The organism is Methylobacterium mesophilicum (genome assembly GCF_036441335.1).
Taxonomy (GTDB): Bacteria; Pseudomonadota; Alphaproteobacteria; order Rhizobiales; family Beijerinckiaceae; genus Methylobacterium; species Methylobacterium mesophilicum_B.
This window is the reverse complement of sequence record NZ_MLBW01000017.1, coordinates 82,308-108,000: the sequence shown is the minus strand read 5'-3', so window position 1 is coordinate 108,000 and position 25,693 is coordinate 82,308. Positions and strand designations below refer to the sequence as shown.

At 71.1% G+C, this 25,693-nt stretch carries 24 protein-coding genes and 1 pseudogene; 10 read left to right on the top strand and 15 right to left on the bottom strand.

What is annotated here, in order from left to right; genetic code table 11:
* Positions 1–316: 316 nt before the first annotated feature.
* A complete protein-coding gene (locus tag MMR14E_RS13165) occupies positions 317–550 on the top strand; it encodes a GcrA family cell cycle regulator (protein ID WP_331314890.1) in 234 nt (77 codons plus the stop codon).
* A 61-nt stretch (positions 551–611) separates the two neighbouring features.
* Here the strand turns inward: MMR14E_RS13165 and MMR14E_RS13160 are convergent, their stop codons facing one another.
* The 7 genes from MMR14E_RS13160 to cpaB form a co-directional block, all read right to left on the bottom strand.
* The gene (locus tag MMR14E_RS13160; protein WP_331314889.1) at positions 612–1,589 is read right to left on the bottom strand and encodes a type II secretion system F family protein; all 978 of its coding nucleotides are present in this window, start codon (positions 1,587–1,589) and stop codon (positions 612–614) included.
* A gap of 31 nt (positions 1,590–1,620) precedes the next feature.
* Positions 1,621–2,598 carry a type II secretion system F family protein gene (locus MMR14E_RS13155; RefSeq protein ID WP_331314887.1) on the bottom strand — a complete coding sequence of 326 codons (978 nt, stop codon included), beginning with the start codon at positions 2,596–2,598 and terminating at the stop codon, positions 1,621–1,623.
* 4 nt (positions 2,599–2,602) lie between these two features.
* Positions 2,603–4,051 (bottom strand): CpaF family protein, encoded by a 1,449-nt coding sequence (locus tag MMR14E_RS13150; protein ID WP_331314885.1) that lies wholly within the window; start codon positions 4,049–4,051, stop codon positions 2,603–2,605.
* A 57-nt stretch (positions 4,052–4,108) separates the two neighbouring features.
* Complete coding sequence (locus tag MMR14E_RS13145) at positions 4,109–5,353, bottom strand: AAA family ATPase (RefSeq protein WP_331314882.1); 1,245 nt, start codon at positions 5,351–5,353, stop codon at positions 4,109–4,111.
* Positions 5,354–5,431: 78 nt separating this feature from the next.
* Positions 5,432–6,175, bottom strand: a complete 744-nt coding sequence (locus MMR14E_RS13140; RefSeq protein WP_331314879.1) for a CpaD family pilus assembly protein — start codon at positions 6,173–6,175, stop codon at positions 5,432–5,434.
* Positions 6,176–6,204: 29 nt separating this feature from the next.
* Positions 6,205–7,845: a type II and III secretion system protein family protein gene (locus MMR14E_RS13135; protein WP_331314927.1), complete on the bottom strand. Its 1,641-nt coding sequence runs from the start codon at positions 7,843–7,845 to the stop codon at positions 6,205–6,207.
* 5 nt (positions 7,846–7,850) lie between these two features.
* Positions 7,851–8,666, bottom strand: coding sequence for a Flp pilus assembly protein CpaB (gene cpaB, locus MMR14E_RS13130; RefSeq protein ID WP_331314877.1), 816 nt, complete (start codon positions 8,664–8,666; stop codon positions 7,851–7,853).
* 257 nt (positions 8,667–8,923) lie between these two features.
* On the opposite strand from cpaB, the gene MMR14E_RS13125 reads away from it, so the two are divergent.
* Complete coding sequence (locus MMR14E_RS13125; RefSeq protein WP_331314875.1) at positions 8,924–10,153, top strand: ABC transporter substrate-binding protein; 1,230 nt, start codon at positions 8,924–8,926, stop codon at positions 10,151–10,153.
* Between the two features lie 148 nt (positions 10,154–10,301).
* On the opposite strand, the gene MMR14E_RS13120 is transcribed toward MMR14E_RS13125, so the two are convergent.
* A complete protein-coding gene (locus MMR14E_RS13120) occupies positions 10,302–11,465 on the bottom strand; it encodes an iron-containing alcohol dehydrogenase (RefSeq protein WP_331314873.1) in 1,164 nt (387 codons plus the stop codon).
* 87 nt (positions 11,466–11,552) lie between these two features.
* Entirely contained in the window at positions 11,553–12,461 is a 909-nt protein-coding gene (locus MMR14E_RS13115; RefSeq protein WP_331314872.1) for a LysR family transcriptional regulator, read from the bottom strand.
* Positions 12,462–12,577: 116 nt separating this feature from the next.
* Here MMR14E_RS13115 and MMR14E_RS13110 point away from each other — a divergent pair, with 116 nt between their 5' ends.
* The 7 genes from MMR14E_RS13110 to MMR14E_RS13080 all read left to right on the top strand — a co-directional run bounded on the left by MMR14E_RS13110 (position 12,578) and on the right by MMR14E_RS13080 (position 21,121).
* Positions 12,578–14,074, top strand: a complete 1,497-nt coding sequence (locus tag MMR14E_RS13110) for a CoA-acylating methylmalonate-semialdehyde dehydrogenase (protein ID WP_331314870.1) — start codon at positions 12,578–12,580, stop codon at positions 14,072–14,074.
* Between the two features lie 175 nt (positions 14,075–14,249).
* The gene (locus tag MMR14E_RS13105) at positions 14,250–15,395 is read left to right on the top strand and encodes an isobutyryl-CoA dehydrogenase (protein WP_331314868.1); all 1,146 of its coding nucleotides are present in this window, start codon (positions 14,250–14,252) and stop codon (positions 15,393–15,395) included.
* Positions 15,392–16,453 carry an enoyl-CoA hydratase/isomerase family protein gene (locus tag MMR14E_RS13100; protein WP_331314866.1) on the top strand — a complete coding sequence of 354 codons (1,062 nt, stop codon included), beginning with the start codon at positions 15,392–15,394 and terminating at the stop codon, positions 16,451–16,453. The genes MMR14E_RS13105 and MMR14E_RS13100 overlap by 4 nt, the downstream gene beginning before the upstream one ends.
* A gap of 235 nt (positions 16,454–16,688) precedes the next feature.
* Complete coding sequence (mmsB, locus tag MMR14E_RS13095) at positions 16,689–17,582, top strand: 3-hydroxyisobutyrate dehydrogenase (protein ID WP_331314864.1); 894 nt, start codon at positions 16,689–16,691, stop codon at positions 17,580–17,582.
* The gene (locus MMR14E_RS13090; RefSeq protein ID WP_331314862.1) at positions 17,579–18,358 is read left to right on the top strand and encodes an enoyl-CoA hydratase; all 780 of its coding nucleotides are present in this window, start codon (positions 17,579–17,581) and stop codon (positions 18,356–18,358) included. Before mmsB ends, MMR14E_RS13090 begins: the two co-directional genes overlap by 4 nt.
* Before the next feature lie 64 nt (positions 18,359–18,422).
* Positions 18,423–20,156: an AMP-binding protein gene (locus MMR14E_RS13085; protein WP_331314860.1), complete on the top strand. Its 1,734-nt coding sequence runs from the start codon at positions 18,423–18,425 to the stop codon at positions 20,154–20,156.
* A gap of 332 nt (positions 20,157–20,488) precedes the next feature.
* On the top strand, positions 20,489–21,121 hold the full coding sequence (locus MMR14E_RS13080) for a transglutaminase-like cysteine peptidase (protein ID WP_419539340.1): 633 nt from the start codon (positions 20,489–20,491) through the stop codon (positions 21,119–21,121).
* Positions 21,122–21,128: 7 nt separating this feature from the next.
* Here MMR14E_RS13080 and MMR14E_RS13075 read toward each other — a convergent pair whose 3' ends face one another.
* Positions 21,129–21,386 (bottom strand): hypothetical protein, encoded by a 258-nt coding sequence (locus MMR14E_RS13075; RefSeq protein ID WP_331314859.1) that lies wholly within the window; start codon positions 21,384–21,386, stop codon positions 21,129–21,131.
* Positions 21,387–21,704: 318 nt separating this feature from the next.
* Here MMR14E_RS13075 and MMR14E_RS13070 point away from each other — a divergent pair, with 318 nt between their 5' ends.
* On the top strand, positions 21,705–22,412 hold the full coding sequence (locus MMR14E_RS13070; protein ID WP_331314858.1) for a transglutaminase-like cysteine peptidase: 708 nt from the start codon (positions 21,705–21,707) through the stop codon (positions 22,410–22,412).
* A 5-nt stretch (positions 22,413–22,417) separates the two neighbouring features.
* On the opposite strand, the gene MMR14E_RS13065 is transcribed toward MMR14E_RS13070, so the two are convergent.
* From MMR14E_RS13065 to MMR14E_RS13045, 5 genes and pseudogenes are all read right to left on the bottom strand, one after another.
* Entirely contained in the window at positions 22,418–22,747 is a 330-nt protein-coding gene (locus MMR14E_RS13065) for a DUF6949 family protein (protein WP_331314856.1), read from the bottom strand.
* Positions 22,748–22,893: 146 nt separating this feature from the next.
* On the bottom strand, positions 22,894–23,109 hold the full coding sequence (locus tag MMR14E_RS13060; RefSeq protein WP_243909648.1) for a DUF3126 family protein: 216 nt from the start codon (positions 23,107–23,109) through the stop codon (positions 22,894–22,896).
* A gap of 91 nt (positions 23,110–23,200) precedes the next feature.
* Complete coding sequence (cysE, locus tag MMR14E_RS13055) at positions 23,201–24,052, bottom strand: serine O-acetyltransferase (RefSeq protein WP_331314854.1); 852 nt, start codon at positions 24,050–24,052, stop codon at positions 23,201–23,203.
* 227 nt (positions 24,053–24,279) lie between these two features.
* Positions 24,280–25,164 carry a helix-turn-helix transcriptional regulator gene (locus MMR14E_RS13050; protein WP_331314853.1) on the bottom strand — a complete coding sequence of 295 codons (885 nt, stop codon included), beginning with the start codon at positions 25,162–25,164 and terminating at the stop codon, positions 24,280–24,282.
* 342 nt (positions 25,165–25,506) lie between these two features.
* Positions 25,507–25,693, bottom strand: a pseudogene (locus MMR14E_RS13045) (lytic transglycosylase domain-containing protein); the annotation flags it as partial.

Here is a 25,693-nt window from a genome sequence, read left to right as displayed (position 1 = left end):
AGTTGCGCCGGTGCTGGCCAATGCCAATCGAGCGCCAATCGAGCACGCGCGGGAACGGGGGAGCTACGCATCCCGCACCGTGGTCCGATGCATCCAGCGCAGGCTGGTCTTGTTTTAAAGAGCCGTAACCCCAGTTACGACACCATGATGACGCCAATCGCGTCGGCCGTCCGGCCGGCATCGTGTTGGCCGCCCCGGACGCCCCGCTTGCGGACGCGAGACGGGGACGTCGCCTGAACGAGATGCGTTCAAACCTTCCCTGTCTGCCCGGGCGCCCGACCCACCGTGCAGGATGCTTATTGAGCCGATCGATACCATGAATCAACTCGTCCGCATGTCCCAGATCGGCGACGCCGAGTCCGTCGAGGAGCCGTCGGCCGACCTGCGCGTGCCCTTCGCGCAGTCCGGCGCCTTCGTGTGCAAGTACATCATCGGCGAGCCGAACGACCGCGCCATCTGCTGCGGCGCCCCCGTGTCCGACGGCAAGAGCTGGTGCGCCTATCACCGCCGCATCGTGTTCGAGCCGACCCGGCCCGGCCGCATCCGGTGAGGCGGGACCTGTAACAGCCCCTGCCGCTGTCCCTCGCGCATCCCCCGGCGCGTTCCGGCCGTCACTGCGTCCGCATGATCTGGATGACCGCCGGGGTGATGATGACCACGAACAGCACCGGCAGGAAGAACAGGATCATCGGCACGGTGAGCTTCGGCGGCAGCCCGGCCGCCTTCTTCTCGGCCTCGTTCATGCGCATGTCGCGGCTCTCCTGGCTCAGCACGCGCAGCGCCTGGCCGACCGGCGTGCCGTAGCGCTCGGCCTGGATCAGCGCCGTCGCCACGGATTTCACCGGCTCGAGCCCGGTGCGCATCACGAGGTTCTCGTAGGCCTGGCGCCGGTCGGGCAGGAACGACATCTCGGCCGTCATCAGGGCGAGTTCCTCGGCCAGCACGACCGAGGACGTGGCGATCTCGGTGCTCACCTTCCGGAACGCGTTCTCGATCGCCATGCCGGATTCCACGCAGATCAGCGTCAGGTCGAGGGCGTCCGGCCACGCCTTGCGGATCTCGGTCTGGCGCTTCTTGGCCGTGTTCACCAGGAACAGCTCGGGCGCCTTGATGCCCATGTAGGCCGCGCCGATCACCAGCCCGAACCGCATCAGGTACGAGGCGTCGAGCACCTCCAGCACGAACAGGTAGAACAGGGCCGCGATCACCGCCGCGACCGGCACGACGAGACGGAAGAACAGGAACGCCGTCTCCGCCCCCTGGCCGCGGTAGCCCGCCTGCATCAGCTTGCGCTTGGCCGTTTCGGTGCCGAGCCAGCGGCGCAGCTGGTACTTCTCGACGACAGACTTCATGTAGGCCTTCGGCTCCGTGCGCAGCGTCGCCCGGTTGCCGGTCCGCTCCGCGCTCAGCCGCTCGCGCCGCCGGATCTGCTCGCGCTCGTCGCTGACGAGCTTCATCCGCTTGCCGAGCCGGTCGGTCTCCAGGAAGGGCTGCGCCACCGCGTAGGCGGTCGCGGCCGCCGCGATGGCGGTCAGGAACGTGCCCATGAAGCGGGGATCGAACAGCTTCTCGGCGATGGCGTCGATCATCGGGCGGGATCCGGCAGACGGCGCACCGCGCCTAGAACTCGAAGGCGATCATCTTCTTGATCGTGAAGATGCCGATGGACATCCAGATCGCCGCGCCGACCAGGGCGATCTTGCCCGTATCGGTGGTCCAGAGCAGCGAGATGTAGTCGGGGCTGGTGAGCGCGGTGATGCCCGCCACCGCGAAGGGCAGGCAGGCGATGATCGAGGCCGAGGCCTTGGCCTCCATGCTCATCGCCTGGACCTTGCCGCGCATCTTGGCGCGGTCGCGCAGCACCGTGGACAGGTTGTTCAGCGCCTCGGACAGGTTGCCGCCCGATTGCTGCTGGATGTTGATCACGATGGCGAAGAAGTTCACCTCGGCGGTGGGCACCCGCTCGAACAGGCGCGTGCAGGCCTCGCCGAGCGACAGGCCCATCGCCTGGGTCTCGACCACGGTCCGGAACTCGCTGCGCACCGGCTCCTCGGCCTCGCGCGAGACCATGCGGAAGCAGTCGCCCACCGGGATGCCGGTGCGGATGCCGCGGACCACCACGTCGACGGCGTTGGGCAGCTCCTTGTTGAACTTCGCGATGCGCTTGAGCCGCAGGTGGCGCAGCAGGTAGGCCGGCAGGCCGAAGCCGCCCGCGAAGGCGGCGCCGAGCGCCGCCAGGGCGTTGTCGGTGACGACGAAGAGCAGGAGCCCGAAGACGACGCCGCTCAGGGCCGAGACCCCGTAGAAGGTCTGCTTCGTCCAGCCGAGGCCGGCGCGGGCGAGCTTCAGCTCGACGCTGGCCTTCGAGGCGCCCTTGGCCTTCGCCTCGATCTCGCTCAGCGTCTTGGCGACCTGCTCGCGCCGGTTGACCGCGACGCCCCGGGTCGCCGCCCCCGAGGCGGAGACGCTGATCGTCTTCAGGCGCTTGCTGGCCCGGCGCTCGCCGCCGAGCAGGGGCAGGACCGCCACGTAGGCGACGGCGGCGACCGCGATGCCGACGAGGCCGGCGGCGATCGGCAGGTTGGAGGCGTCCGCCATCGGCTCAGCTCCGGTCGACGACCTCGGCGGCGTCGAGCGCCTCGCCGAGCCGCTGCTCCAGGCCGTAGTAGCGGGCGCGCTCCCAGAATTTCGGCCGGCCGACGCCGGTGGAGCGGTGGCGCCCGATCAGCTTGCCGTTCGCGTCCTCGCCGACGATGTCGTAGAGGAACACATCCTGGGTCGTGATGACGTCGCCCTCCATGCCGAGCACCTCGGTGATGTGGGTGATGCGCCGGGAGCCGTCGCGCAGGCGCATCGCCTGGATCACGACGTCGATCGAGCCGCAGATCATCTCGCGCAGGGTCCGCGACGGCAGGGTGAAGCCGCCCATCGAGATCATCGATTCGATACGCGACAGGCACTCGCGCGGGCTGTTGGCGTGCAGCGTGCCCATCGAGCCGTCGTGGCCGGTGTTCATCGCCTGGAGCAGGTCGAACGCCTCCGGTCCGCGCACCTCGCCGACGATGATCCGCTCCGGACGCATGCGCAGGCAGTTCTTCACGAGGTCGCGCATGGTGACCTGCCCCTGGCCCTCCATGTTGGGCGGGCGCGTCTCCAGGCGCACCACGTGCGGCTGCTGGAGCTGGAGTTCCGCCGCGTCCTCGCAGGTGATGACCCGCTCGTCGTGCTCGATGAAGGCGGTGAGGCAGTTCAGCAGCGTGGTCTTGCCCGAGCCGGTGCCGCCCGAGATGACGACGTTGCAGCGCGACTGGCCGATGATCTTGAGAACCTCGGCGCCCTCGGGCGAGATCGCCCCGAAGCGCACGAGCTGCTCCAGGGTCAGCTTGTCCTTCTTGAACTTGCGGATCGTCAGCGCCGGGCCGTCGATGGCGAGCGGCGGCGCGATGACGTTGACGCGGGACCCGTCCGGCAGGCGGGCGTCGCAGATCGGCGAGGCGTCGTCGACGCGGCGGCCCACTTGGCTGACGATCCGCTGGCAGATATTCATCAGCTGCTGGTTGTCGCGGAACCGGACGCTGGTCAGCTGGATCTTGCCGCCGACCTCGATGAAGGTCCGGTGGGCGCCGTTGACCATGATGTCGGCGATGTCGTCGCGAGCGAGCAGCGGCTCCAGCGGGCCGTAGCCCAGCACATCGTTGCAGATGTCGTCGAGCAGTTCCTCCTGCTCGGAGATCGACAGGACGATGTTCTTGAGCCCGATGATCTCCGTGACGATGTCGCGGATCTCCTCGCGCGCGGTCTCGGCGTCCAGGCGCGAGAGCTGCGTCAGGTCGATCGCCTCGATGAGGGCGCCGAAGATCAGGCTCTTGGTGCGGTAATAATCCTCCGAGCGCGCGGTCTCGACCACGACCGGGGCCGCCGGGGCCGGGCGCTGGGCCGGTGCGGGCGCCGGCGCGTCGCGCAGCACCGGCGTGGCCGGAGCCGGGGTCCGCATCTGCGGGATCGGCGGGGGCGCTGCCGACGCCCCGCCGGACTGTCGCCTACCGAACATGGGTGAGAGCCCCGACGCTGACCCGCGGAACCGGCCGGGTGAGGGATCGCGTCCGCATCAGGATGCCTTGCGGCCGGAAAGCTTGGCGAGCAGCGGCTCCAGCAGGCTCGGACGCCCCCGCCGGGTCTCGGGACGCCCGAGGGTGATGGCCGCCAGATCGTTGAACAGCTCCGCCACCTTCGAACCGGCCTGGATCTCGGCGATCATCTGTCCGTTGTTGGCCGCCGTGCCGAACAGGGTCGGCTCGAAGGGGATCGTCAGGGCCACCGGCGCCTCCAGGGCCTTGGCGAACTCGGCGGTGCCGATCTCGGGCCGCTTGGGGACGCCGACGCCGTTGAGCAGGATCCGGGGCGGCTGGTCGTTCGGGCGGCCGTGCTTGAGCGCGCCGAGGAGGTTCTTGGCGTTGCGCAGGCAGGCGAGGTCCGGCCCGGCGACGATCAGGATCTCGTCGGCCGCCGTCAGGACGCGCTTCGTCCACGCGTTCCACTGGTGGGGGATGTCGAGGACCACGCACGGCACGCTCGCCCGCATGTGCTCGATCAGGGTGTCGAAGGCCGGCTCGGACAGGTCGATGGTCCGGTCGAGGCTCGCCGGGGCCGAGAGCAGGCTCAGGTTGTCGCTGCACTTGGACAGCAGCCGCTCGACCAGGGCCGAATCCAGGCGCTCGGGGGCGAATACCGCCTCGGCGATGCCCTGCGGTGGGTCCTGGTTGAAGTTGAGCGAGGCGGTGCCGAAGGCGATGTCGAGATCGGCGATCACCGTCTGGACGCCCTGGCTCCGGGCCACCGACCACGCGAAGTTGTGCGCCACGGTCGAGGCGCCGATGCCGCCCTTGACGCCGTAGACCGCCACGGTCCGGCCCACCGGCTTGACGCCCGGTGCCGTGAACAGATCGGAGATCGCCGCGATGAGCGTCAGGGGCTCGACCGGGGCCATCAGGTAATCGGACACGCCGCGCTGGATCAGCTGCCGGTACAGCATCACGTCGTTGACGTGGCCGATCACCAGGACGCGGGTGCCCTCGTCGCAGACCTCGGCCAGGGCTTCGAGGCACTCGATCGGCCTCGAGCGCGCGCCCTGGATCTCGATGATGATGACGTTGGGCGTCGGCGCGTGCCGGTAGGCCTCGATCGCCGCGGCACCGCCGCCCATCCGGACCTTGACCTGCGCCTTCTGCATGCGCCGGTCGAGGGCCGCGCCCTCGATCATCGCCGCGGTCTCGCCGGTCTCGCAGAATGCCTGGATGGTGATCCGGGGCACCGGGGCGATCGTGCGCTCGGTCGTCTCGGACAGCTCTGCCATGACGGCGCTTTCGGGTTCGCGTGCGGGGCGCGGCGTTGCGGTCGGCGGCGGGGCTGCCCATCCCCGGCGCCGGCAGTCTCAGTTCGCGACCTGAGACTTCACGGCGGTCTGCCCATCTTGCCGCCATGTGGTTGACGGATCCTTGCCGTCCCGCAACTGGCCAATGTCCCGGACCCGCTTGACCGTGTCGATGCGGCCCTCGGGCCGGCCGCGCACGAGGTCGATCGGGTCGGCGACCTGGGCGGCCACGTTGGACTGCATGGCGCAGCCCAGGTTCCAGCTCGGCTGATTGCTGTAGTCGCTCGCGAAGCCGCGGGCTCCGAGGTCCTGGGGCCAGAGGCCGCAGGCGTCGGCAACCTTGGCCTGCATGCGCTGGAAGCTCAGCCGGATCGGCGAAGCGAGGGTCGGCGCGGCCACCGCGTAGCCGCTGACCGCGATCTCGCGGCCGTTGACGCCGTTCTGCGTGCCGAGCCGACCGAGCACCGAAGCGGTCCGCTCCACGGCGACGACCTGGTCGGCCGGGACGCCCTGCGGCACCTGCATCAGCAGGCTTCCGCGGCCGTAGCGCCGGTATTCCAGCATGAAGGCGTCGACATCGTTGGCCTGGCGCGGGTCCAGATGACCCGTTCCGGTGGGGAACACGTCGAGGGTGCGATTCCCGTCGGTCAGGACGATCGGGTGGCGCGCGCGGTAATCCGTCACGTCGATGCCGCCCGTCGTGACGGGATCGGTCTTGCAGGCCGACGCGAGGGCGCCCAGTGCGCAGGCGGCGAGCACGCTCGCGGCGCGGCGGTGCGGGGCGGGCGTGTGACGTCCGGTCATGGGTCCGATCCTGAAGGCGCGGCGGGGCGCTACTCGACGATGAAGCCGACGCGGCCGCGGTAGGTGCGGCCGAGCGGCGCCGCGGCGGCCGCGCCGGGCGGGGCGACCTTGCCGTAGATGCGGTTGATCTGGCCGAGCAGCACGGTCTGGCCGTCGCTGGCATCGACGAAATTGTCGTCGGGCCGGCTGACCTGCTTCGGCTCCATCGGCCGGGCGATGTAGGGCGTGCACATGATCATCAGCTCGGTCTCCTGGCGCTGGTAGTCGCGGGAGCGGAACAGCGCGCCGAGGATCGGGAGGTTGATCAGGCCGGGCAGGCCGGCGATCGCCTGCTTGTTGAACTGCTGGATCAGGCCGGCGGTCATCATCACGCCGCCGGACGGCAGCTCGACGGTGGTCTCGGAGCGGCGCACCCTGGTGCCCGGCACCGCGACCGAGGTGTTGCCGACGACGTAGCTGAAGCTCTGCGTCGGATCGATCTCGGTCACGTCCGTGGCGACGCGGATCGAGATCCGGTTGTCGGCCAGCACCGTCGGGGTGAACGACAGGGCGACGCCGTAGGGCTTGTAGGTGATCCCGGGCGTGCAGGCGCCGTTGACCGCGCAGGTGGCCGAGGACGGGACCGCGAACTCGCCGCCGGCCAGGAACTTGGCGGCCTCGCCCGAGATGGCGGTGAGCGTCGGCTCGGCCAGGATGCGCGAGACGCCGGCCTGCTCGAACGCCTTCAGGGTCGCCTGGAGCGACAGGCCGCCCGCCTGAACGGAGGCCTGGATCTGGTTTCCGCTGGGCGTGTTCGGGTTGATCGTGAAGGGCAGGTTGTTGGTCAGGACGTTCGGGAGGTTCGCCGGCACCGACGCGGCGGCGGCGGTCCCGCTGTTCACGATCGTCTGCCCGACGGTCCCGACCGGGTTCAGCGCCGCCCAGTTGCCGGTCATGTTGATGCCGAACTGCTTCACGACGTTGCGGGACACCTCCACCACGGTGACGCGGAGCATCACCTGATCCTTGTTGCGGATCGTGAGGTTGTTGATCACCGCGCCCCGCGACCCGGCGGCGACGCCGCCACTCGCCGCCCCGGCCGGACCGGCGGCCCCGCCGCCGCCCAGGCCCACGAAGGCGTTGGCGATGTCGATCGCCTGCTGCGCGTCCGCCGAGGAGTTGACCGAGCCCGACAGGAGCACCGAGGCACCCGAGGAGCGCACGTCGAAGCGGCCGCCCGGGATGCTCTGGCTGAGCAGCTCGCGCAGGGTCCCGAGGTTGAGGTCCCGCGCCACCGTCACGTCGAGGGCGGCGATCTGGCGGCCCTCGGCGTCCATGATGAAGATCGAGGTCGCGCCGTCGGCCATGCCGATCACGAAGACCTTGCGGGTCGAGCGGACCACGGCGTTGGCGACCGCGGGGTTGGCCACGAACACCTCCTTGGCGTCCCGCGGCAGGTCGACGATGACGGAGCGGCCGGCGGTCAGCTCGACCCGCCGGGTGGTGTTGGCTTCCGCGGCCCCGACCGTCAGGACCGGTGCGGGACCGAAGGTCTGGCGGTCCTGGGCGGAGGCCGGCCCGCTCAGGGCGGCCAGCAGGGCGAGGGCGCCGGCCGAGCGGCGGCGCGGGCCGCGGTCGGAGCGCCGCGGCGGGCGGGCGTCGGGCAGCGAAGCGGGCGGCGGAGCGATCATGGCGGTCACGGCGTCTGCTGCCGCGCGACGCCGAAGCGCACCACGGTCAGGGCGGGTTCGGGCATCTGCGCGGCGGACGCGTCGGCCAGCGGCGTGGCTTCTGGCGGCCGCCCGGCATCGGCGAGGCTGCGCAGGGAGAGGGTCAGGGCGCCGACCTTCTGGGCGAGGGCCAGGGTCTCGGCCTGCGCGGGCGTGACGGCCAGCGTCGCGGTCTCGCCGGTGACGACGTTGGTGCCGTTCTTCTCCTGGACCAGCTGACCGATCGCCAGGACGCGGATGTCGGTCAGGATGGTCTGGGAGAGCTGCACGTCGCTGTTGTTGGCCCGCGAGTTGGACTCGTCGCGGAAGGTGCGGATCACGTCGACGCGGTCGTTCGGCAGGATGAAGCCGCCGGCCGAGTTCGTGCCGCGGCTGTCGGTGACGATGGCGACCGCGCGCATGCCGGGCGGCAGGATCGCCGCCATGAACCCGCTCTCCGGCCGCACCAGCTTCTGCGCGCGGATCGGCTCGCCCGTCAGGAAGCCCGAGCGCACGGACGCGCCCACGGTCTCCTCGAGCGCCTTGGGGTGGATCTTGCGGGTCATGTAGCCGTTGGCCACGGCGCCGTCAGGCCAGGGTTGCCAGCGCAGGTCTGCGGCCCGGAGCACCTGACCCATGGGCATGTCGATGGCCGCCACGAGCACGTCGGTCGTCGGCTGCGGCGGCGCCTCGGCCTTCGGCGGTGGCGGCGGCGGCGGCGGGTCGCCGCCGCTCATCAGGAAGGCCGCCCCGGTCCCCGCCGCGAGGGCGATACCGAGGACGGCGAAACGGGCTGGGTTCATCGCATCGCCACGCGCCGGAGACGGCCGGATTGCCGTCCATGACCGGAACCTGCGCGGGGATTCGTGTAATTATGGTTAAGGTATTATAACCTCTGCCGTTGCCGCCGGTCCGGAAACGGGGCGATCGGAACCGCGTCACAATCCGCGGAAACCTTCAGCCTCCGCTCGACCTCGGCCGTGGCGCGGCGCCGGGTCGTCCCCTATCGTGCCGCCGGAACCGCCTCAGAAGCGGGTACTCGGGCGAACCGGGGGGAGACATGATCAGGACAATCGGCGGCGCGGTTGTGGCGGCCGCCCTCGCAGGGACCGCGCTCGGCTCCGCTCCGGCGGCCGCGCAGGGAAGCTTCTCCGACAACGCGATACGGATCGGCGTCCTCAACGACCAGTCCGGCCTCTACGCCGAGTACGGCGGTCAGGGCTCGGTCGAGGCCGCCCGGATGGCGGTGGAGGATATGGGCGGCAAGATCGGCAGCGTGCCGATCGAGATCCTCACGGCCGACCACCAGAACAAGCCCGACATCGCCTCGGCGATCGCCCGGCAATGGTACGATCGCGACGGCGTCGACGCGATCATGGAGCTGACCACCTCCTCGGTCGCGCTGGCGGTCCAGGGCCTGTCCAAGGAGAAGAAGAAGATCACCATCACCACCGGGGCGGCGACCAGCGACCTCACCGGCAAGGCCTGCACGCCCTACGGCTACCACTGGGCCTTCGACACGCGGGCACTGGCGGTGGGCACAGGCGGCGCGCTGACCCGGGCGGGCGGCAACACGTGGTTCTTCCTCACGGCCGACTACGCATTCGGCTCGGCGCTGGAGGCCGACACCAGCAAGGTCGTGCTGGCCAACGGCGGCAAGGTGCTGGGCAGCGTCCGGCACCCGCTCTCGAACCAGGACTTCTCGTCCTTCCTGCTCCAGGCGCAGGGCTCGAAGGCCAAGGTGATCGGGCTCGCCAATGCCGGCCTCGACACCTCGAACGCGATCAAGCAGGCCGCGGAATACGGGATCGTGGACGGCGGCCAGAAGCTCGCGGCCCTGCTGTTCACCCTCTCGGAGGTGCACGGGCTCGGCCTCAAGGTCGCCCAGGGCCTGACGCTCACCGAGGGCTGGTACTGGGACGCCAACGACGAGACCCGCGCCTTCGGCCAGCGCTACATGAAGCGCACCGGCCGGATGCCCAACATGATCCAGGCCGGCACCTACTCGGCGGTCCTGTCCTACCTGAAGGCCGTCAAGGCGGCCGGCACCGACGAGACCGACGCGGTCAACGCCAAGCTCAAGGAGCTGCCGGTCGACGACGTCTTCGCCCATGGCGGCATCGTGCAGCCGAACGGCCGCATGGTCCACGACATGTACCTGTTCGAGGTGAAGAAGCCGGCCGAGTCGAAGGGTCCGTGGGACCTCTACAAGCTGATCTCGACCATTCCCGGCAAGGAGGCCTTCGCCACCGCGGCCGAGAGCGGCTGCCCGCTGACGGCGGCGAAGTAGGCCTCACCCCGTCATCGCGGGGGCAGCGCAGCGACCCGGGGCAGCGCGACATCTGTTCGCGTGGCGCTGCCCGCTTGCTTCGCTCCCCTCGCAAAAACGGCGGCGGGTCGAATGTCCCGTCTCGGGATCCGCTCTGCCCCGCGGGGTATCACCCCGCCCAGACGCGCCGGTACAGCGCCACGATCTCGTCGGCACTGGGCTCCACCGGGTTGTTGGCGGGCGAGCCGGAGGCCAGCGCCTGGGCCGCCATGGTGGGCAGCAGCGCCTCCCAGCGGGCCGGGTCGATGCCGTATTCCTGCGGTCCCGGCACGTCGAGGTCGTCGTTCAGCGCCTCGAGCTCGGCCACCAAGGCCGAGACCGCCGAGCGGTCGTCGGTGTCCGGGCCGGCGATCTTCATGGCGCGGGCGCAGGCGGCGTAGCGGTCGATCGCGGCCGGGGCCGAGAAGGCCGTCACCGCCGGCAGCAGCATCGCGTTCGAGAGCCCGTGGGCCACGTGGAAATGGGCGCCGATCGGCCGGCTCATGCCGTGGACGAGTGCCACCGAGGCGTTCGAGAACGCGATGCCCGCCTGGGTGGCGCCGAGCATCATCGCCTCGCGCGCCGCCCGGTCGCCGGGATCGGTCCAGACCCGGCGCAGGTTCGGGGCGATCAGCCGCATGGCCTGCAGCGCCAGCCCGTCCGAGAACAGGTTGGACTTGCGCGAGACGTAGGCCTCGATCGCGTGGGTCAGGGCGTCGATGCCGGTATCGGCGGTGAGCCGCTTGGGCTTGGTCAGCGTCAGCTCGTAATCGACCAGCGCCGCCACCGGCAGGTAGGCGAGGCCGATGCAGAGCATCTTCTCGTCCGAGGCCTCGTCGGTGACGATGGTGAAGCGGGTCGCCTCCGAGCCGGTGCCGGCGGTGGTCGGGATCGCCACGATGGGCAGGCCCGGCTCGTCCTGCTGGCGGGGCGCCTTGTAGTCGCGCATGTGGCCGCCGTGGCGGGCCAGCACTGCCACAGCCTTGGCGGTGTCCATCGGGCTGCCGCCGCCGAAGCCGACCACGCAGTCGAAATCGCCCGCCTGGAGGGCGGCCAGCGCCGCCTCCACCGAGGCCACGGTCGGGTCCGGCACGGTCTCGGAGAAGATCGTGGCCTGCGCGCCCGCGCTTTTGAGACGCTCGAGCAGCGTGTCGGTGCGGCCGCTGCCGGCGAGGTAGGGATCGGTGACCACGAAGGGCCGCGACAGGCCGAGCTGGCCGAGCACCTCCGGCAGGAGCCGCGAGGCGCCGGCGCCGACGCGCATCAGCCGGGGCAGGGCGATCGAGGCGACCATACTCTTGCTTCTCCCACCCGGCGCCTCTGCTGGTGCGCCGGAACGACGATCTTAGGACCTGCGCCCGCCGGGCGAAACTGCCGGCGCTTACATGGCCGGCCCGGCGAACAGGCCGGCGGCCGCCTCCACCTCGCCCGCGATGAACCCCGCCACCGCGCGGATATGGGCGGCCTTCCGGTGGTCCTCGTGGATGTGCATGTGGAACGAGCGCGTCAGCGACACCGCGCCGGGCAGCACCGGCACGAGCCCCGGATGGGCCGCCGCGATGAAGGCCGGCAGCACGCAGAGGCCGGCGCCACCGAGCGTCGCGTGGACCTGCGCCAGGAGGTTGGTGGAGCGCAGCCGCGCGGAGACCGGCGGCCCCAGGGCGCCGAGATAGTTCAGCTCGCGCGTGAACAGCATGTCCTCGATGTAGCCGACGAAGGGGTGCCCCGAGAGGTCCCCGACCTCCGCGATCGGGCCGGCCTCCGCGAGGTAGGATTCGGCCGCGTAGACGAGCAGCCGGTAATCGGTGAGCCGGCGCGCCACCACCCGGGCCTGCTGCGGGCCGGAGAGGCTGATGACGATGTCGGCCTCGCGCTTCGACAGGCTGAAGATCCGCGCGGTCGCCATGATCTCGACCTCCAGCCCCGGATGGCGCGCGGTGAGCCGGTGCATCCGGGGGGCCAGGAACACGCTGCCGAACCCGTCCGGCGCGCCGATCCGCACCGTGCCGGAGACCGTCTGTGCGGCCTCCGTGGCGGCGCTCGCCGACAGGAACGCGCTCTCCATGGCCTCGGCGACGCCGAGCAGGTTCGCGCCGTCCTCGGTGAGCGCGTAGCCGAGGTTGCTGCGGTGGAACAGCCGGGCGCCGAGCCCTTCCTCCAGGGCGCGGATCCGGCGCCCGACCGTCGTGTGCTCGGTGCCGGTGCGGGCCCCGGCGGCGCTCAGCGTTCCGGTCCGCGCCACCGCGAGGAAGAAGCGGAGGTCGTCCCAATTGGGCCCCGTCCTGGCCATGATCGCACCCTCGCTGTGCATCGATGCACGACGGCTGTAAGCGCATCCGGCTTTATCGCTCAAGCGATCCTGATAGGGTGCGCCAAAATCGAACGCCACATCACAGGGAGGCGCGCATGCGCACGATCGGACACTACATCGACGGCCGGAACGTCGGCGGTGAGAGCGGGCGGTTCGCCGACGTGTTCCATCCCTCGACCGGCGAGGTCCAGGCCAAGGTCGCGCTGGCCAGCAAGGCCGAGATGCGCGCCGCCGTCGAGAACGCCAAGGCGGCCCAGCCGGCCTGGGCGGCGACCAACCCGCAGAAGCGCGCCCGGGTGATGATGCGCTTCCTCGAGCTGATCCGCGGCGAGAACGACGCGCTCGCCGAGCTGCTCGCCTCCGAGCACGGCAAGACCGTGCCGGACGCCAAGGGCGATATCCAGCGCGGCGTCGAGGTCGTGGAGTTCGCCTGCGGCATCCCGCACCTGCTCAAGGGCGAGTACACCGAAGGTGCCGGGCCCGGGATCGACGTCTACTCCCTGCGCCAGCCGCTCGGCGTCGTGGCGGGCATCACGCCGTTCAACTTCCCGGCCATGATCCCGCTGTGGAAATGCGCCCCGGCCATCGCCTGCGGCAACGCCTTCATCCTGAAGCCGTCCGAGCGCGACCCGAGCGTGCCGATCCGCATCGCCGAGATCTTCCTGGAGGCGGGCCTGCCGCCGGGGATCCTCAACGTCGTCAACGGCGACAAGGAGGCGGTCGACGCCATCCTCGACGACGAGGACATCAAGGCGGTGGGCTTCGTCGGCTCCTCGCACATCGCCGAGTACATCTACGTGCGCGCCGCCGAGACGGGCAAGCGCGCCCAGTGCTTCGGGGGCGCCAAGAACCACATGATCATCATGCCGGACGCCGACATGGGCCAGGCGGTCGACGCGCTGATCGGCGCCGGCTACGGCTCGGCCGGCGAGCGCTGCATGGCGATCTCGGTGGCGGTGCCGGTGGGCGAGCAGACCGCCGACCGCCTGATGGAGAAGCTGATCCCGCGGGTCGAGTCGCTCAAGATCGGGCCCTCGCACGACGGCTCGGCCGATTACGGCCCGCTGGTCACCCGGGAGGCCGTGCAGAAGGTCGCGAGCTACATCGACAAGGGCGTTGCCGAGGGCGCGCAGCTCGCCGTCGACGGCCGCGGCTTCAAGCTCCAGGGCTACGAGAACGGCTTCTACATGGGCGGCTCGCTGTTCGACCGCGTGACGCCCGACATGACGATCTACAAGGAGGAGATCTTCGGCCCCGTGCTCTCGGTGGTGCGGGCCAAGGATTACGAGGAGGCTTTGGCGCTGCCCTCGACCCACCAGTACGGCAACGGCGTCGCGATCTTCACACAGGACGGCGACGCGGCCCGCGACTTCACCGCGCGGGTCAACGTCGGCATGGTCGGCGTCAACGTGCCGATCCCGGTCCCGATCGCCTACCACACCTTCGGCGGCTGGAAGCGCTCGGGCTTCGGCGACCTGAACCAGCACGGGCCGGACTCGATCCGGTTCTACACCAAGACCAAGACCGTGACGCAGCGCTGGCCGAGCGGCATCAAGAGCGGGGCGGAATTCTCCATCCCGACGATGCGGTAGCGCCGCTTTTTCTCTCCTCCCCCTTGTGGGGAGGAGCCGGAGGTGGGGGTGGTGCAGACGGCACCGGGACGTTCGATCCTGCACCACCCCCACCCCTGACCCCTCCCCACAAGGGGGGAGGGGAATGCGCCTGTTCTTCCAGGTGCATCCGTTCTGAACTGTTGGAGCCACGCCCATGAGTTTCGGGCTCGACGAGGACCGGACCGCGATCCGCGAGATGGCCCTCGGCTTCGCGGCCGAGCACATCGCGCCGCACGCCCTCGACTGGGACCGCGACAAGACCTTCCCGGTCGAGACCCTGCGGGAAGCGGCCGCCCTCGGCATGGCGGGCATCTACGTCCGCGAGGATGTCGGCGGGTCGGGCCTGTCGCGCCTCGACGCGACGCTGATCTTCGAGGCGCTGAGCACCGGCTGCCCGACCGTGGCGGCGTTCCTGTCGATCCACAACATGTGCGCCTGGATGATCGACGCCTACGGCGGCGACGATCAGCGCCGCCGCTGGCTGCCGTCGCTCATGGGCATGGAGCGGATCGCCAGCTACTGCCTCACCGAGCCGGGCTCGGGCTCCGACGCCGCGGCGCTCCGCACCCGCGCCGAGCGGGACGGCGACCATTACGTGCTCTCCGGCGAGAAGCAGTTCATCTCGGGCGCCGGCGCCAGCGACCTCTACGTCTGCATGGTCCGCACCGGCGAGGCCGGCCCGGCGGGGATCTCCGCGATCGTGGTCGAGAAGGGCACGCCCGGCCTGTCCTTCGGGGCCGACGAGCGCAAGATGGGCTGGAACGCCCAGCCGACCCGCGCGGTGCGCTTCGACGGCTGCCGGGTGCCGGTGGAGAACCGACTCGGCGCCGAGGGCCAGGGCTTCAAGATCGCCATGAGCGGCCTCGACGGGGGCCGTCTCAACATCGCGGCCTGCTCGCTCGGCGGCGCGCAGGCGGCCCTCGACAGGGCGCTCGCCTACATGGGCGACCGCCGCGCCTTCGGGGCGCGGCTCACCGATTTCCAGGCGCTGCAGTTCCGGCTCGCCGACATGGCGACGAGCCTCGAGGTCTCGCGGACCTTCCTGCGCCACGCGGCCGCCGCGCTCGACGCCAAGGACCCGGCCGCGACCCAGCTCTGCGCCATGGCCAAGCGCCACGTCACCGACGCGGCCTTCGAGGTCGCCAACCAGGCGCTGCAGCTTCACGGCGGCTACGGCTACCTCGCCGAGTACGGCGTCGAGAAGATCGTCCGGGACCTGCGGGTCCACCAGATCCTGGAGGGGACGAACGAGATCATGCGGGTGATCATCGCCCGCGGGCTGACCGGGGGTCGCCGATGAGCGACGTCATCGTCGAGCGGGTCGGCGCGCTGGGCCGCCTGCGGCTCAACCGGCCGAAGGCCCTCAACGCCCTGACCCACGGCATGGTCGGCGAGATCGACCGGGCCCTCGACGGCTTCTCCGCCGATCCGGGCATCGCCGCGGTGCTGCTCACCGGCGAGGGCGAGCGCGGCCTGTGCGCCGGCGGCGACCTGCGCTCCCTCTACGACAGCCCCGACACCGCCTTCGCCGAGACCTTCTGGCGGGACGAGTACAGGCTCGATTCCCGCATCGCCGCCTGCGGGAAGCCCTTCGTGGCGGTGATGGACGGTATCACCATGGGCGGCGGCGTCGGGCTCGCGGGCCACGCCGCGCACCGCATCGTCACCGAGCGCTCCCGCGTCGCCATGCCGGAAACCGGCATCGGCTACCTGCCGGATGTCGGCGGCACGTGGCTGCTGCCGCGCGCGCCCGGAGAGCTCGGCACCTATCTCGGCCTGACCGGCGAGCCGGTCGGCGCGGCCGACGCACTGCTCTGCAGCCTCGCGGACGCGATGGTGCCGTCCGCGGCTCTGCCGGATCTGATCGAGGCCCTCGCGGCTCTGGCGCCCGATGCCGGCGCGGAGGGCGTGCGGGACGCGATCGCGCGCCGTGCGCGGGATCCCGGCCCGGCGCCCCTGGCCGCGCGCCGCGCGGTGATCGACCGCTGCTTCGCCTTCGACATGGTCGACGAGATCCTGTCGGCCCTGGCGGCGAACGGCTCGGACTTCGCTGCCGCGACCCGGGCGACGCTCCTGAGCAAGGCGCCGTCGAGCCTCGTCCTGACGCTGTGCCTCCTGCGCCTCGGCCGCGGCGCGCCGAACCTGGAGGCCTGCCTGGAACGCGAGTTCCACGCCTCGCTGGCGCTGCTGGCGGAGGGCGACTTCCGCGAGGGCATCCGCGCCGCGGTGATCGACAAGGACAAGAGCCCGCGCTGGAACCCTCCGACCCTCGACGGGGTCGATCCGGCGCGGATCGCCCGCTGGCTGGAGAAGCGGGCGGAGCCAGTTTTCTCGGAATCGCGCACGGGGCCGGTTTGATGTGAGGGGCCTCGTCCCGGATCCCTGACGGTCGGCGCTTTCGGATCTTCACGGAAGCGCCGGTCCCCTCTCCCGTGCGGGAGAGGACAGGGTGAGGGACCAGGTCTTTCCGGAGAAGGCGTATCCCTCACCCCGCCTCTCTCCCGCACGGGAGAGGGGTACGTCGAGCCCGTCATGGTTCGGCAGGGCTGGCCGTCGGGGCGGGAGGAGCGGGACACAAGACAGGGAGGGTTGGATGGCGCAGACCATCGGGTTCATCGGTCTCGGCAACATGGGCGGGCCCATGGCGGCCAACCTCGTGAAGGCGGGCCACACGGTGCGCGGCTTCGATCTCGTGCCGGCCTCGCTGGAGGCGGCGCGCGCCGGGGGCGTCGCGGTCGCGGGCTCGTCCCTTGAGGCGGCCGAAGGGGCAGACGTCGTCATCACCATGCTGCCCGCCGGCCGGCACGTGGTCGAGGTCTGGACGCAGCTCGCCGAGGCGCTGCCCGCCGGCACGCTGCTGATCGATTCCTCCACCGTCGACGTCGAGAGCGCCCGCAAGGCCCACGCCCTCGCGGAGGCGCGGGACTGCCTGTCGGTGGACGCGCCGGTCTCCGGTGGCACCGGCGGTGCCAAGGCCGGGACGCTGACCTTCATGGCCGGCGGCGCCGCGGCCGCCTTCGCCAAGGCCGAGCCGCTGCTGAAGGCGATGGGCAAGAACGTGTTCCATTGCGGCGATGCCGGGGCCGGGCAGGCGGCCAAGATCTGCAACAACATGATCCTCGGCATCTCGATGATCGGCGTCAGCGAGGCCTTCGCGCTCGGCGAGAAGCTCGGCCTGTCGCACCAGGCGCTCTACGACGTGGCCTCGGTCTCCTCGGGCCAGTGCTGGTCGCTGACCACCTACTGCCCGGTGCCGGGCCCGGTGCCGACCTCGCCGGCCAACACCGGCTACAAGCCGGGCTTCGCCGCCGCGCTGATGCTCAAGGACCTCCGGCTCGCCCAGGCCGCCGCCAACGCCGCGGGCGCGGCGACGCCGCTGGGCGCCGAGGCCGCGCAGATCTACGGTCTGTTCGAGGGCGCGGGCCACGGGGGTGAGGACTTTTCCGCGATCATCCGTATGCTCCGCGGGCAGGGAGGCGAGTCGTGAGCGACCCATACGAGACGATCCTGACGGAGACGCGCGGGCGCGTCCGGCTGATCACGCTCAACCGGCCGAAGGCGCTCAACGCCATCAACCTTCAGCTCACCCGGGAGGTGATCCGGGCGGCGACCGAGGCGGATGCCGATCCGGGGATCGGCTGCATCGTCCTCACCGGCTCGGCCAAGGCCTTCGCGGCCGGCGCCGACATCAAGGAGATGCAGCACGCCACCTACGCGGAGATGTACGCCGGCGACCGGTTCGCCGACTGGGACCGCTTCGTCGCCGTGCGCAAGCCGATCATCGCCGCGGTGGCGGGCTACGCGCTGGGTGGCGGCTGCGAGCTCGCCATGATGTGCGACATCATCCTGGCGGCCGACACCGCGCAGTTCGGCCAGCCCGAGATCAAGCTCGGGGTGATGCCGGGGATCGGCGGCAGCCAGCGGCTGACCCGCTTCGTCGGCAAGGCCAAGGCCATGGAGATGTGCCTCACCGGCCGGATGATGGACGCCGACGAGGCCGAGCGCGCCGGCCTCGTCTCGCGGGTGATCGCCGCCGACCAGCTCCTCGACGAGGCGCTGAAGGCGGCCGAGACCATCGCGTCGATGTCGCTGCCGATCGCCATGATGACCAAGGAGGCGGTCAACCGGTCCTATGAGACCACGCTGACCGAGGGGATCCGGTTCGAGCGGCGGGTCTTCCACGCGATGTTCGCCACCCAGGACCAGAAGGAGGGCATGGCCGCCTTCGTGGAGAAGCGGCCGCCCCGGTTCGAGAACACCTGAGGCCGCGGTCCGCCCCCGCCGATGGGGCGGCCCGCCAAGACCACAAGACGGGGAGGGAACGACCATGCCGAGCTTCCGGGAGGCCCGCGACCTTCTGCTGGCCCACCGCACCGACTACGCCGCCGCCGTCGCGGCCTTCGCGTGGCCGGACCCGGTGCCGTTCAACTGGGCGCTCGACTGGTTCGACGCCGTCCTCGCCGGCCCCGAGAGCCGCGACCGCGCCGCCCTGCGGATCGTCGAGGCCGGCAGCGGGGCCGAGCAGAGTCTCACCTTCGGCGAGCTCGCGGCACGGTCCAACCAGGTGGCCAACCACCTGCGGCAGCTCGGCCTGAGGCGCGGCGACCACCTGCTCCTGCTGCTCGGCAACGTGCCGGCCCTGTGGGAGACCATGCTGGCCGCGATGAAGCTCGGCGCCGTGGTCATCCCGGCGACCACGCTGCTCACCGCCGACGAGCTCGCCGACCGCCTCGCGCGCGGCTGCCCGCGGGCGATCGTGGCCGGGCCGGAGCAGATCGCGCGGTTCGCCGGCCTCGATACGGGCGGCGCCGTCCGCCTCGTCACCGGCGCTGCGACGGCGGGCTGGGCGGCCTACGACGACGCGTTCGGCGCGTCCGAGACCTTCGCGCCCGACGGGCCCACCGGCGCCGACGACCCGCTGCTCCTGTACTTCACCTCCGGCACCACGGCGAAGCCGAAGCTGGTGCGCCACAGCCACCGCTCCTACCCGGTGGGGGCGCTCTCGACGATGTACTGGCTCGGCCTCCAGCCGGGGGACGTGCACTGCAACGTCTCCTCGCCGGGCTGGGCGAAGCACGCGTGGTCCTCGTTCTTCGCGCCCTGGAACGCCGGGGCGACGATCCTGGTGATCAACCAGGCGCCGTTCAACGCGGCCGCGCTGCTGGCCCAGCTGGAGCGCACCGGCGCGACGACGCTCTGCGCGCCGCCGACCGTCTGGCGCATGATCATCCAGGAGGACCTGACCGGGAAGCGGCTCGCCCTGCGCGAGGTCTGCGCGGCCGGCGAGCCCCTGAACCCCGAGGTGATCGAGCGCGTGAAGACCGCCTGGGGGCTCACGATCCGCGACGGCTACGGCCAGACCGAGACCACCGCGCTCATGGCCAACACGCCGGGGCAGCCGGTGGTGCCGGGCGCCCTGGGCCGGCCCCTCCCGGGCTACCGGGTGCGCGTCCTCGACCTCGACGGCCAGCCGGCGGCGGAGGGCGAGGTCTGCCTCGAGCTCGGGCCCCACCGGCCCGCCGGCCTGATGCAGGGCTACGACGACGGCCAGGGCCGCCTGTCCGGTGCGGACGGCGACCTCTACCACACCGGCGACGTCGCCTTCGTGGACGCTCAGGGCTGCTACACGTTCGTGGGCCGCGCCGACGACGTGTTCAAGTCGTCGGGCTACCGGATCAGCCCCTTCGAGCTGGAGAGCGTGCTGATCGAGCACCCGGCCGTGGCCGAGGCGGCGGTGGTGCCGGTGCCCGACCCGATGCGCCACACCATCCCGAAGGCCTACGTCTCCCTGGTCGCCGGAGCCAGCCCGGGGCCCGAGACGGCGCTCGACATCTTCCGCTTCACGAACGCCCGCCTCGCGACCTTCAAGCGCCTGCGCGGGCTCGAGTTCGTCACCGACCTGCCCAAGACGATCTCGGGCAAGATCCGGCGGGTGCAGCTCCGCCGCCTGGAGCACGAGGGCATCACGGAGGACCCGCACCGGGGCCGCGCCTACACGCAGGCGGATTTCCCGGAGCTGAGGGGCGAGGCCGAGCGCAAGCTGGACCAGACGGCGGGCTGAGCGTTTCCGCCCCGTCATCGCGGGCGCGGCGAGGCGACCCAGGGCGGCGCGACATCGGTCGGCGTGGCCCACGTGGCGCAGTCCCGGACGGCTTCGCGTCGTCCGGAAAGACGGCGGCGTACCTGAAGGCTCGGGTCTACAGGTCACGAACCCTCAAGGTTTCCGTTTCCCGAAGCCGAAGCCGCCGATTTACAGGGGTTCTCAAGTCTCCCGTCGACGCTGTCGCGCGTGACCGGGCCCGCACCGGCGAATCGGTAAAATTGCGCGCATCCGCTTCAGCGCCGCGGAGGCTCTGCGGCGCAATCCTGTCCTCAACAACGGGGACGGGTTCGATGGGCGCGGGGCTTCTCAGGGCGGTTCGGGGGATGCTGGTCGGGGCGGCGACGCTGCTCGGCCTCGCCGCTCCGGCTCAGGCGCAGACGCTGGCGAGCCTGCCCGCGGACGTGGGCGCCCAGATCCTGGGCGACGCCAAGCCGATCGCGGCGTGGGTGACGTTCTGCCAGACCTACTCGGCGGAGTGCGCGCTGGACCGGGGCGAGCCGGCCCGGATCAGCCTGACGCCCGCGACCTGGGCGACGATCGTGTCGGTGAACCGGCGGGTCAACAAGGCGATCGAGCCGATGACCGACCAGGATCACCTGCACGTGGCCGACCGCTGGGACCTGGCCGAGGACGGCATCGGCGACTGCGAGGACTTCCAGCTGCTCAAGCGCCACCTGCTGGTCGAGGCCGGTCTGCCGCGGCGGGCGATGCGCATGACCGTGGTGATCGACGAGAAGGGCGAGGGCCACGCCGTGCTGACCCTGATCACCGACCGGGGCGACTTGGTGCTCGACAACAAGACCAACGCGATCGTGCCCTGGCACAAGACCGGCTACGTGTTCATCAAGCGCGAGAGCCAGGACGCCGTCGCCTGGGTCTCCCTCGGCGGCGTCACCTCCCCGGTCACCACCGCCAACCGGTGAGGCGGCCTCAGGCCGCCCGGCTCAGGGACTGCTGGGCGAGGCCCGCCACGTAGGACTCGACCCGGCCGATGAAGGCCGCGAGATGCGGGGCGACGCCCCGGAGACTGGCGAGATCCCGCACCAGGATGTCCCGCGACAGCGCCCTGTCGCCCTCGCTCGGCGCGTCGGCGAGGTAGGAATCGACCGCGTGCTCCGCGATATTGATCGCGCCGGCCCGACCATCCTCGGCGAGCGCTCTGATCACCTGCTGGATGGCGGGCTGCATGGTGGGTCCTTTCCTGGGGCGCGGCCCCGTCGGCGACGGGCTGGCCGTCTTCACGCGTCTGGATCGAGCCCGCCGCGAATCCCCGTGCGAGCCGTTCTGAGAAGCCGGCAAAGCTGACCTGAATCAAGGCCTTCGGAGAGGGCGCAGGGCGGCTATTCGCCCACTGCATGCGTTCTGGGCAAGCCCTGCGGATGCAACACTCTCTTAAATCGGAACCGATACGGCTTCCTGCGCGTTATCTACCTCGTCTCCACCCATTGTGCGCCGCACGTGGCCGTGTCACCCTTCCGTCATCATCGGGCGGCGGGGGCTTGAACCATGCGGCACGCGGATGGCGGTATCTCGTGTCAGGTGTTCGGCCCGCTGCGATGGCGCGGGTGGACGCACGCGGCGTGCCGCGCACGACAGGCGGCGAGTTTCGCCCTGCTGGCCATGATCCTCGCGATGGGCGGTGCCACGACCCATGCCCATGCACGGCTGGTCCTGCCGGATCAGGTGTCCGCCGTCGAACCGACCGGACCGGTGCGGGCGATCGCGGGCTGGACGGATTTCTGCGCCCGCACACCCCAGGAATGCAGGGTCGACACCGCCGAGCCGGCCGAGATCCCTCTGACCGTGGCGGTGTGGCGAACCCTGCAGAGCGTCAACCGCCGCGTGAACGCGCGCATCCGGCCGATCACCGATCAGGCGCACTGGGGCGTCGTCGACCGCTGGGACTTCCCGGATGACGGGTTCGGCGACTGCGAGGATTACCAGCTGCTGAAGCGGCGGATGCTGGCGGAGCGCGGCCTGCCGCGGCGCGCCCTGCTGATGACCGTCGTGATCGACGAGACCAACGAGGGCCACGCCGTGCTGACGGTCCGGACCGACCGCGGTGACTTCATCCTCGACAACAAGACCGACGCGATCCGCTCCTGGCGCCGCACGGGCTACAATTTCATCAAGCGAGCCGGCCAGGACGGCGCGGCCTGGGTGTCCCTCGAGGGCAAGGACGGCACCGCGCAGGTCGCCACCGCCGAGCCCTGATCCCGTCAGGCACCGACCAGCATCGCCGCGAGGTCGAGGGCGACGCGGCCGGAGAGCAGGCTCCAGCCGCACGCGACGACGGTCGCCAGCATCACGAACGGGATCGGGCGCCCCTCGATCCGTCGGCCGCGCACCGTGTTGCGCAGGATGATGAACGGCGCCGAGAAGGCCAGCATCGGCAGGGCGGCGACCGCCGGCAGGCCGCCGCGCTCCAGCAGGCTGAAGCTCGCCCGCCGGGCCGCGAACAGCTCGAAGGCGCTGGCGATCAGGCCGGACAGCGCCAGTCCGATGCACAGGGTCCGGATCGACTCGAGGGCGGCGGGCGTGAAGACCATTATTCGCGCTCCTGATACAGGTTGCGCGCACTGTACTCACGCCGTTTACCGCTTGTTAAGCACGAGTCTCCGTTAGCGTTAATCCGTGCACAGGTGCGGGCCGGCGGAGCCCGGCCCGGGATGTTATGCGGCCGAGGCGCCGCGCCTCAGGCCTCGTCCTCGAGATCGATGTCGAGGATCGCCATCCGGAAGACGAAGGAATCGTCGCCGTCCTCCTTGTCATCGGCGATCACGCCGATCGACTCCTCGCCGATGAACACCTCGGCGGAGTCGCCGGTCTTCATCGCAGTGAGGCGGATATTGTTGTTCGCGAACTTGCGGCGCAGATAGTCCTGAAGCTTCGCGGTCTCGGCTTTGGTCACGCTGGTCGATCTCCCCTGGCGGCGCGGGCGCCGCGGATGGGCCGAGGGCTTGCCACGCCGCGGGCGGAGCGGCAAGCGCGACGGCCCCGGGTCAGATCCCGTCGCCCAGGTGGATGAACTGGTCGAGGGCGACGAGCTGGTCCATCGCCCGGGCCGGATCGTCGCAGCCGGCGGTGCCGACCACGCGCGCCGGCACGCCGACGACCGTCGTGTTCGGCGGCACCGGCCGCAGCACCACCGAGCCCGCCGCCACCCGGGCGCAGGCCCCGACCTCGATGTTGCCCAGGATCTTGGCACCGGCGCCGATCATCACGCCGCGGCGGATCTTGGGGTGGCGGTCGCCGCGCTGCTTGCCGGTGCCGCCCAGGGTCACGGCGTGGAGGATCGACACGTCGTCCTCGATCACCGCGGTCGACCCGACCACGAGGCCGGTGGCGTGGTCGAGGAAGACGCCCCGCCCGATCCGCGCCGCCGGATGGATGTCGCACTGGAACACCTCCGAGACCCGGCTCTGGAGGTAGAGGGCGAGGTCCCGCCGGCCGCGGTTCCAGACATGGTGGGCGAGGCGGTAGGCCTGCAGCGCGTGGAAGCCCTTGAAGTACAGGACCGGCTCGAGGGCCCGGAGCGTCGCCGGGTCCCGGTCGATCACCGCGCCGATATCGGCGCGGAACGCCTGCCCGATCCCCGGATCCACCGCGATCGCCTCGTGGAAGGCGTGGGCGACGAGTTCGGCCGGCAGCGACGGGTGCCCGAGCCGGGCCGCGACCCGGTGGGAGACAGCGCCTTCCAGCGTGGTGTGATTCAGGATCGTCGCCACGATGAAGGAGGCGAGCTGCGGCTCGGTCCGCAGGACGTCCTCCGCCTCGTCGCGCAGCCGCGACCAGACCGGGTCGACGACCGCGAGGTCATGGGCTGTGTGATTGAAGGCAGGACTGGCGCTCATGGGCGGATGCTCACGTCCGGGACTTCGCGGGTTTGCCGATCGCGCGTGCGGCCGGGCCGGTCCAGTGCCCGCTCGGGCGGGCGCGGGTGTCCCGCCCGGGGCGGGCGGAATGCAGCGCGCCGGACCGCGGGTTCCGCCCTAGCGTGGTGCGCTGCACCGCGGCGATCAAGGGCCGGCGCGACCCGGCGGTCGCATCGGGCGCATGGCTGTCAGCGAGCCGGCGCGGGTCAGTCGGCCGCCGGCACGGCCTGCCCGAACCGCGCCTCGATCACCGCCGTCAGCCGGTCCAGCATCGTCTGGACCGGAATGTTGGAGGTGTCCACCGTGGCTGGAGCCCGGGCGTAGAGCGGCTCGCGGCTCGCCAGCACGGCGCGCAGCTCCTGCATCGCGGAGGCGTGGTCGCCCGTCGTGGCGAGGTGGCCCTGCTCGCGGACGCGGCTCATGTGCTCCTCTGGCCGGGCGCGCAGCCAGATCGTGTAGAACGCCTGCAGGAGCAGATCGTAAGTGAGCGGTTCCGCGACGATGCCGCCGCTCGTCGCGAGGATCAGCGGACCGGGATGCTCGGTGAGGCGCCGCAGCGCCGCCTGCTCCAGGCGGCGGTAGCCTTCCTGTCCGTAGATCGCGAAGATCTCCTGGACCGAGAGGGCGTTCTCCCGCTCGATCTCGGCGTTGAGCTCCACGAAGGTCCAGCCGAGGCGCTCGGCCGCGAGCTTGCCGAGGGTCGACTTGCCGGCGCCGCGCAGGCCGATCAGCGCCACGCGCGGCCGGTTGCTCGATTCGGGCCTGCTGCCGCCGGACAGGGCCTCCTTGGCGGCCACGATCTGGGCCGGGCTCGCCTGGGCGAGGAGGTCGCGCACCACCGGCCAGTCGGGCAGCGCGTCGTTGCCGGTGATCAGGTCGTCCAGCCGCACGCCCATGGCGTTGGCCACCCGCCGCAGCAGAATGATCGAGACGTTGCCCTGGCCCCCCTCCAGCTGCGCGATGTAGCGCTCGGACAGGCCCGAGGTCTGCGACAGGACCTTGCGCGAGAGCCCGCGCACGGTGCGCGCGTGCCTGACGCGCCGCCCGAGGTCCGTGAGAAAGAGAGATTCCTGTTCTACCACGCCGGTCATGGCGCCGTCCGCTTTCCTGCCAGCTCGAAAGCAGAGTCCGTGCCCTGCATGCCTGCCGCTTCGAGATCCATCGCGCCTTGCTTGTTCCGCCGGACAGGAAACTGCCCGAACGTGCGCGCGTAGACCGGCGTTTCCTGCCCTGAGATCCGTCGTGCGCCACCCGCGTACGGCCGCTGTCTTGCGGCTCCGGTCCGTACCGTAGCGATCCAACCACGTTGCTGGCGTGGCGCTTATGTGTTGCGGATCGACCCGATGGTCAAGCCTTGGGCATGATCCTTGTGTGGGCAGAGGGGCCGGCCGCGCGGGTGGTCCCGGTCGGCCGTCGGGGCCGGAGCGGGCCCGCTACTCGACCGGCAGGGCGGTGGCCTCGTGCACGGGCGCGGCGGCCGGCGCGCGCCGCGGCGTGGCGGCGGCGAGCATCTGGAGCGACGGACGGCGCGGCGGAAGCGGCACCTCGACCGCCTCGACCGCCGCCTCGGTGGCCGGCGCCGACGCGGCCGCGGGGGGCATCGGGGCGGGGTCCGCCTCG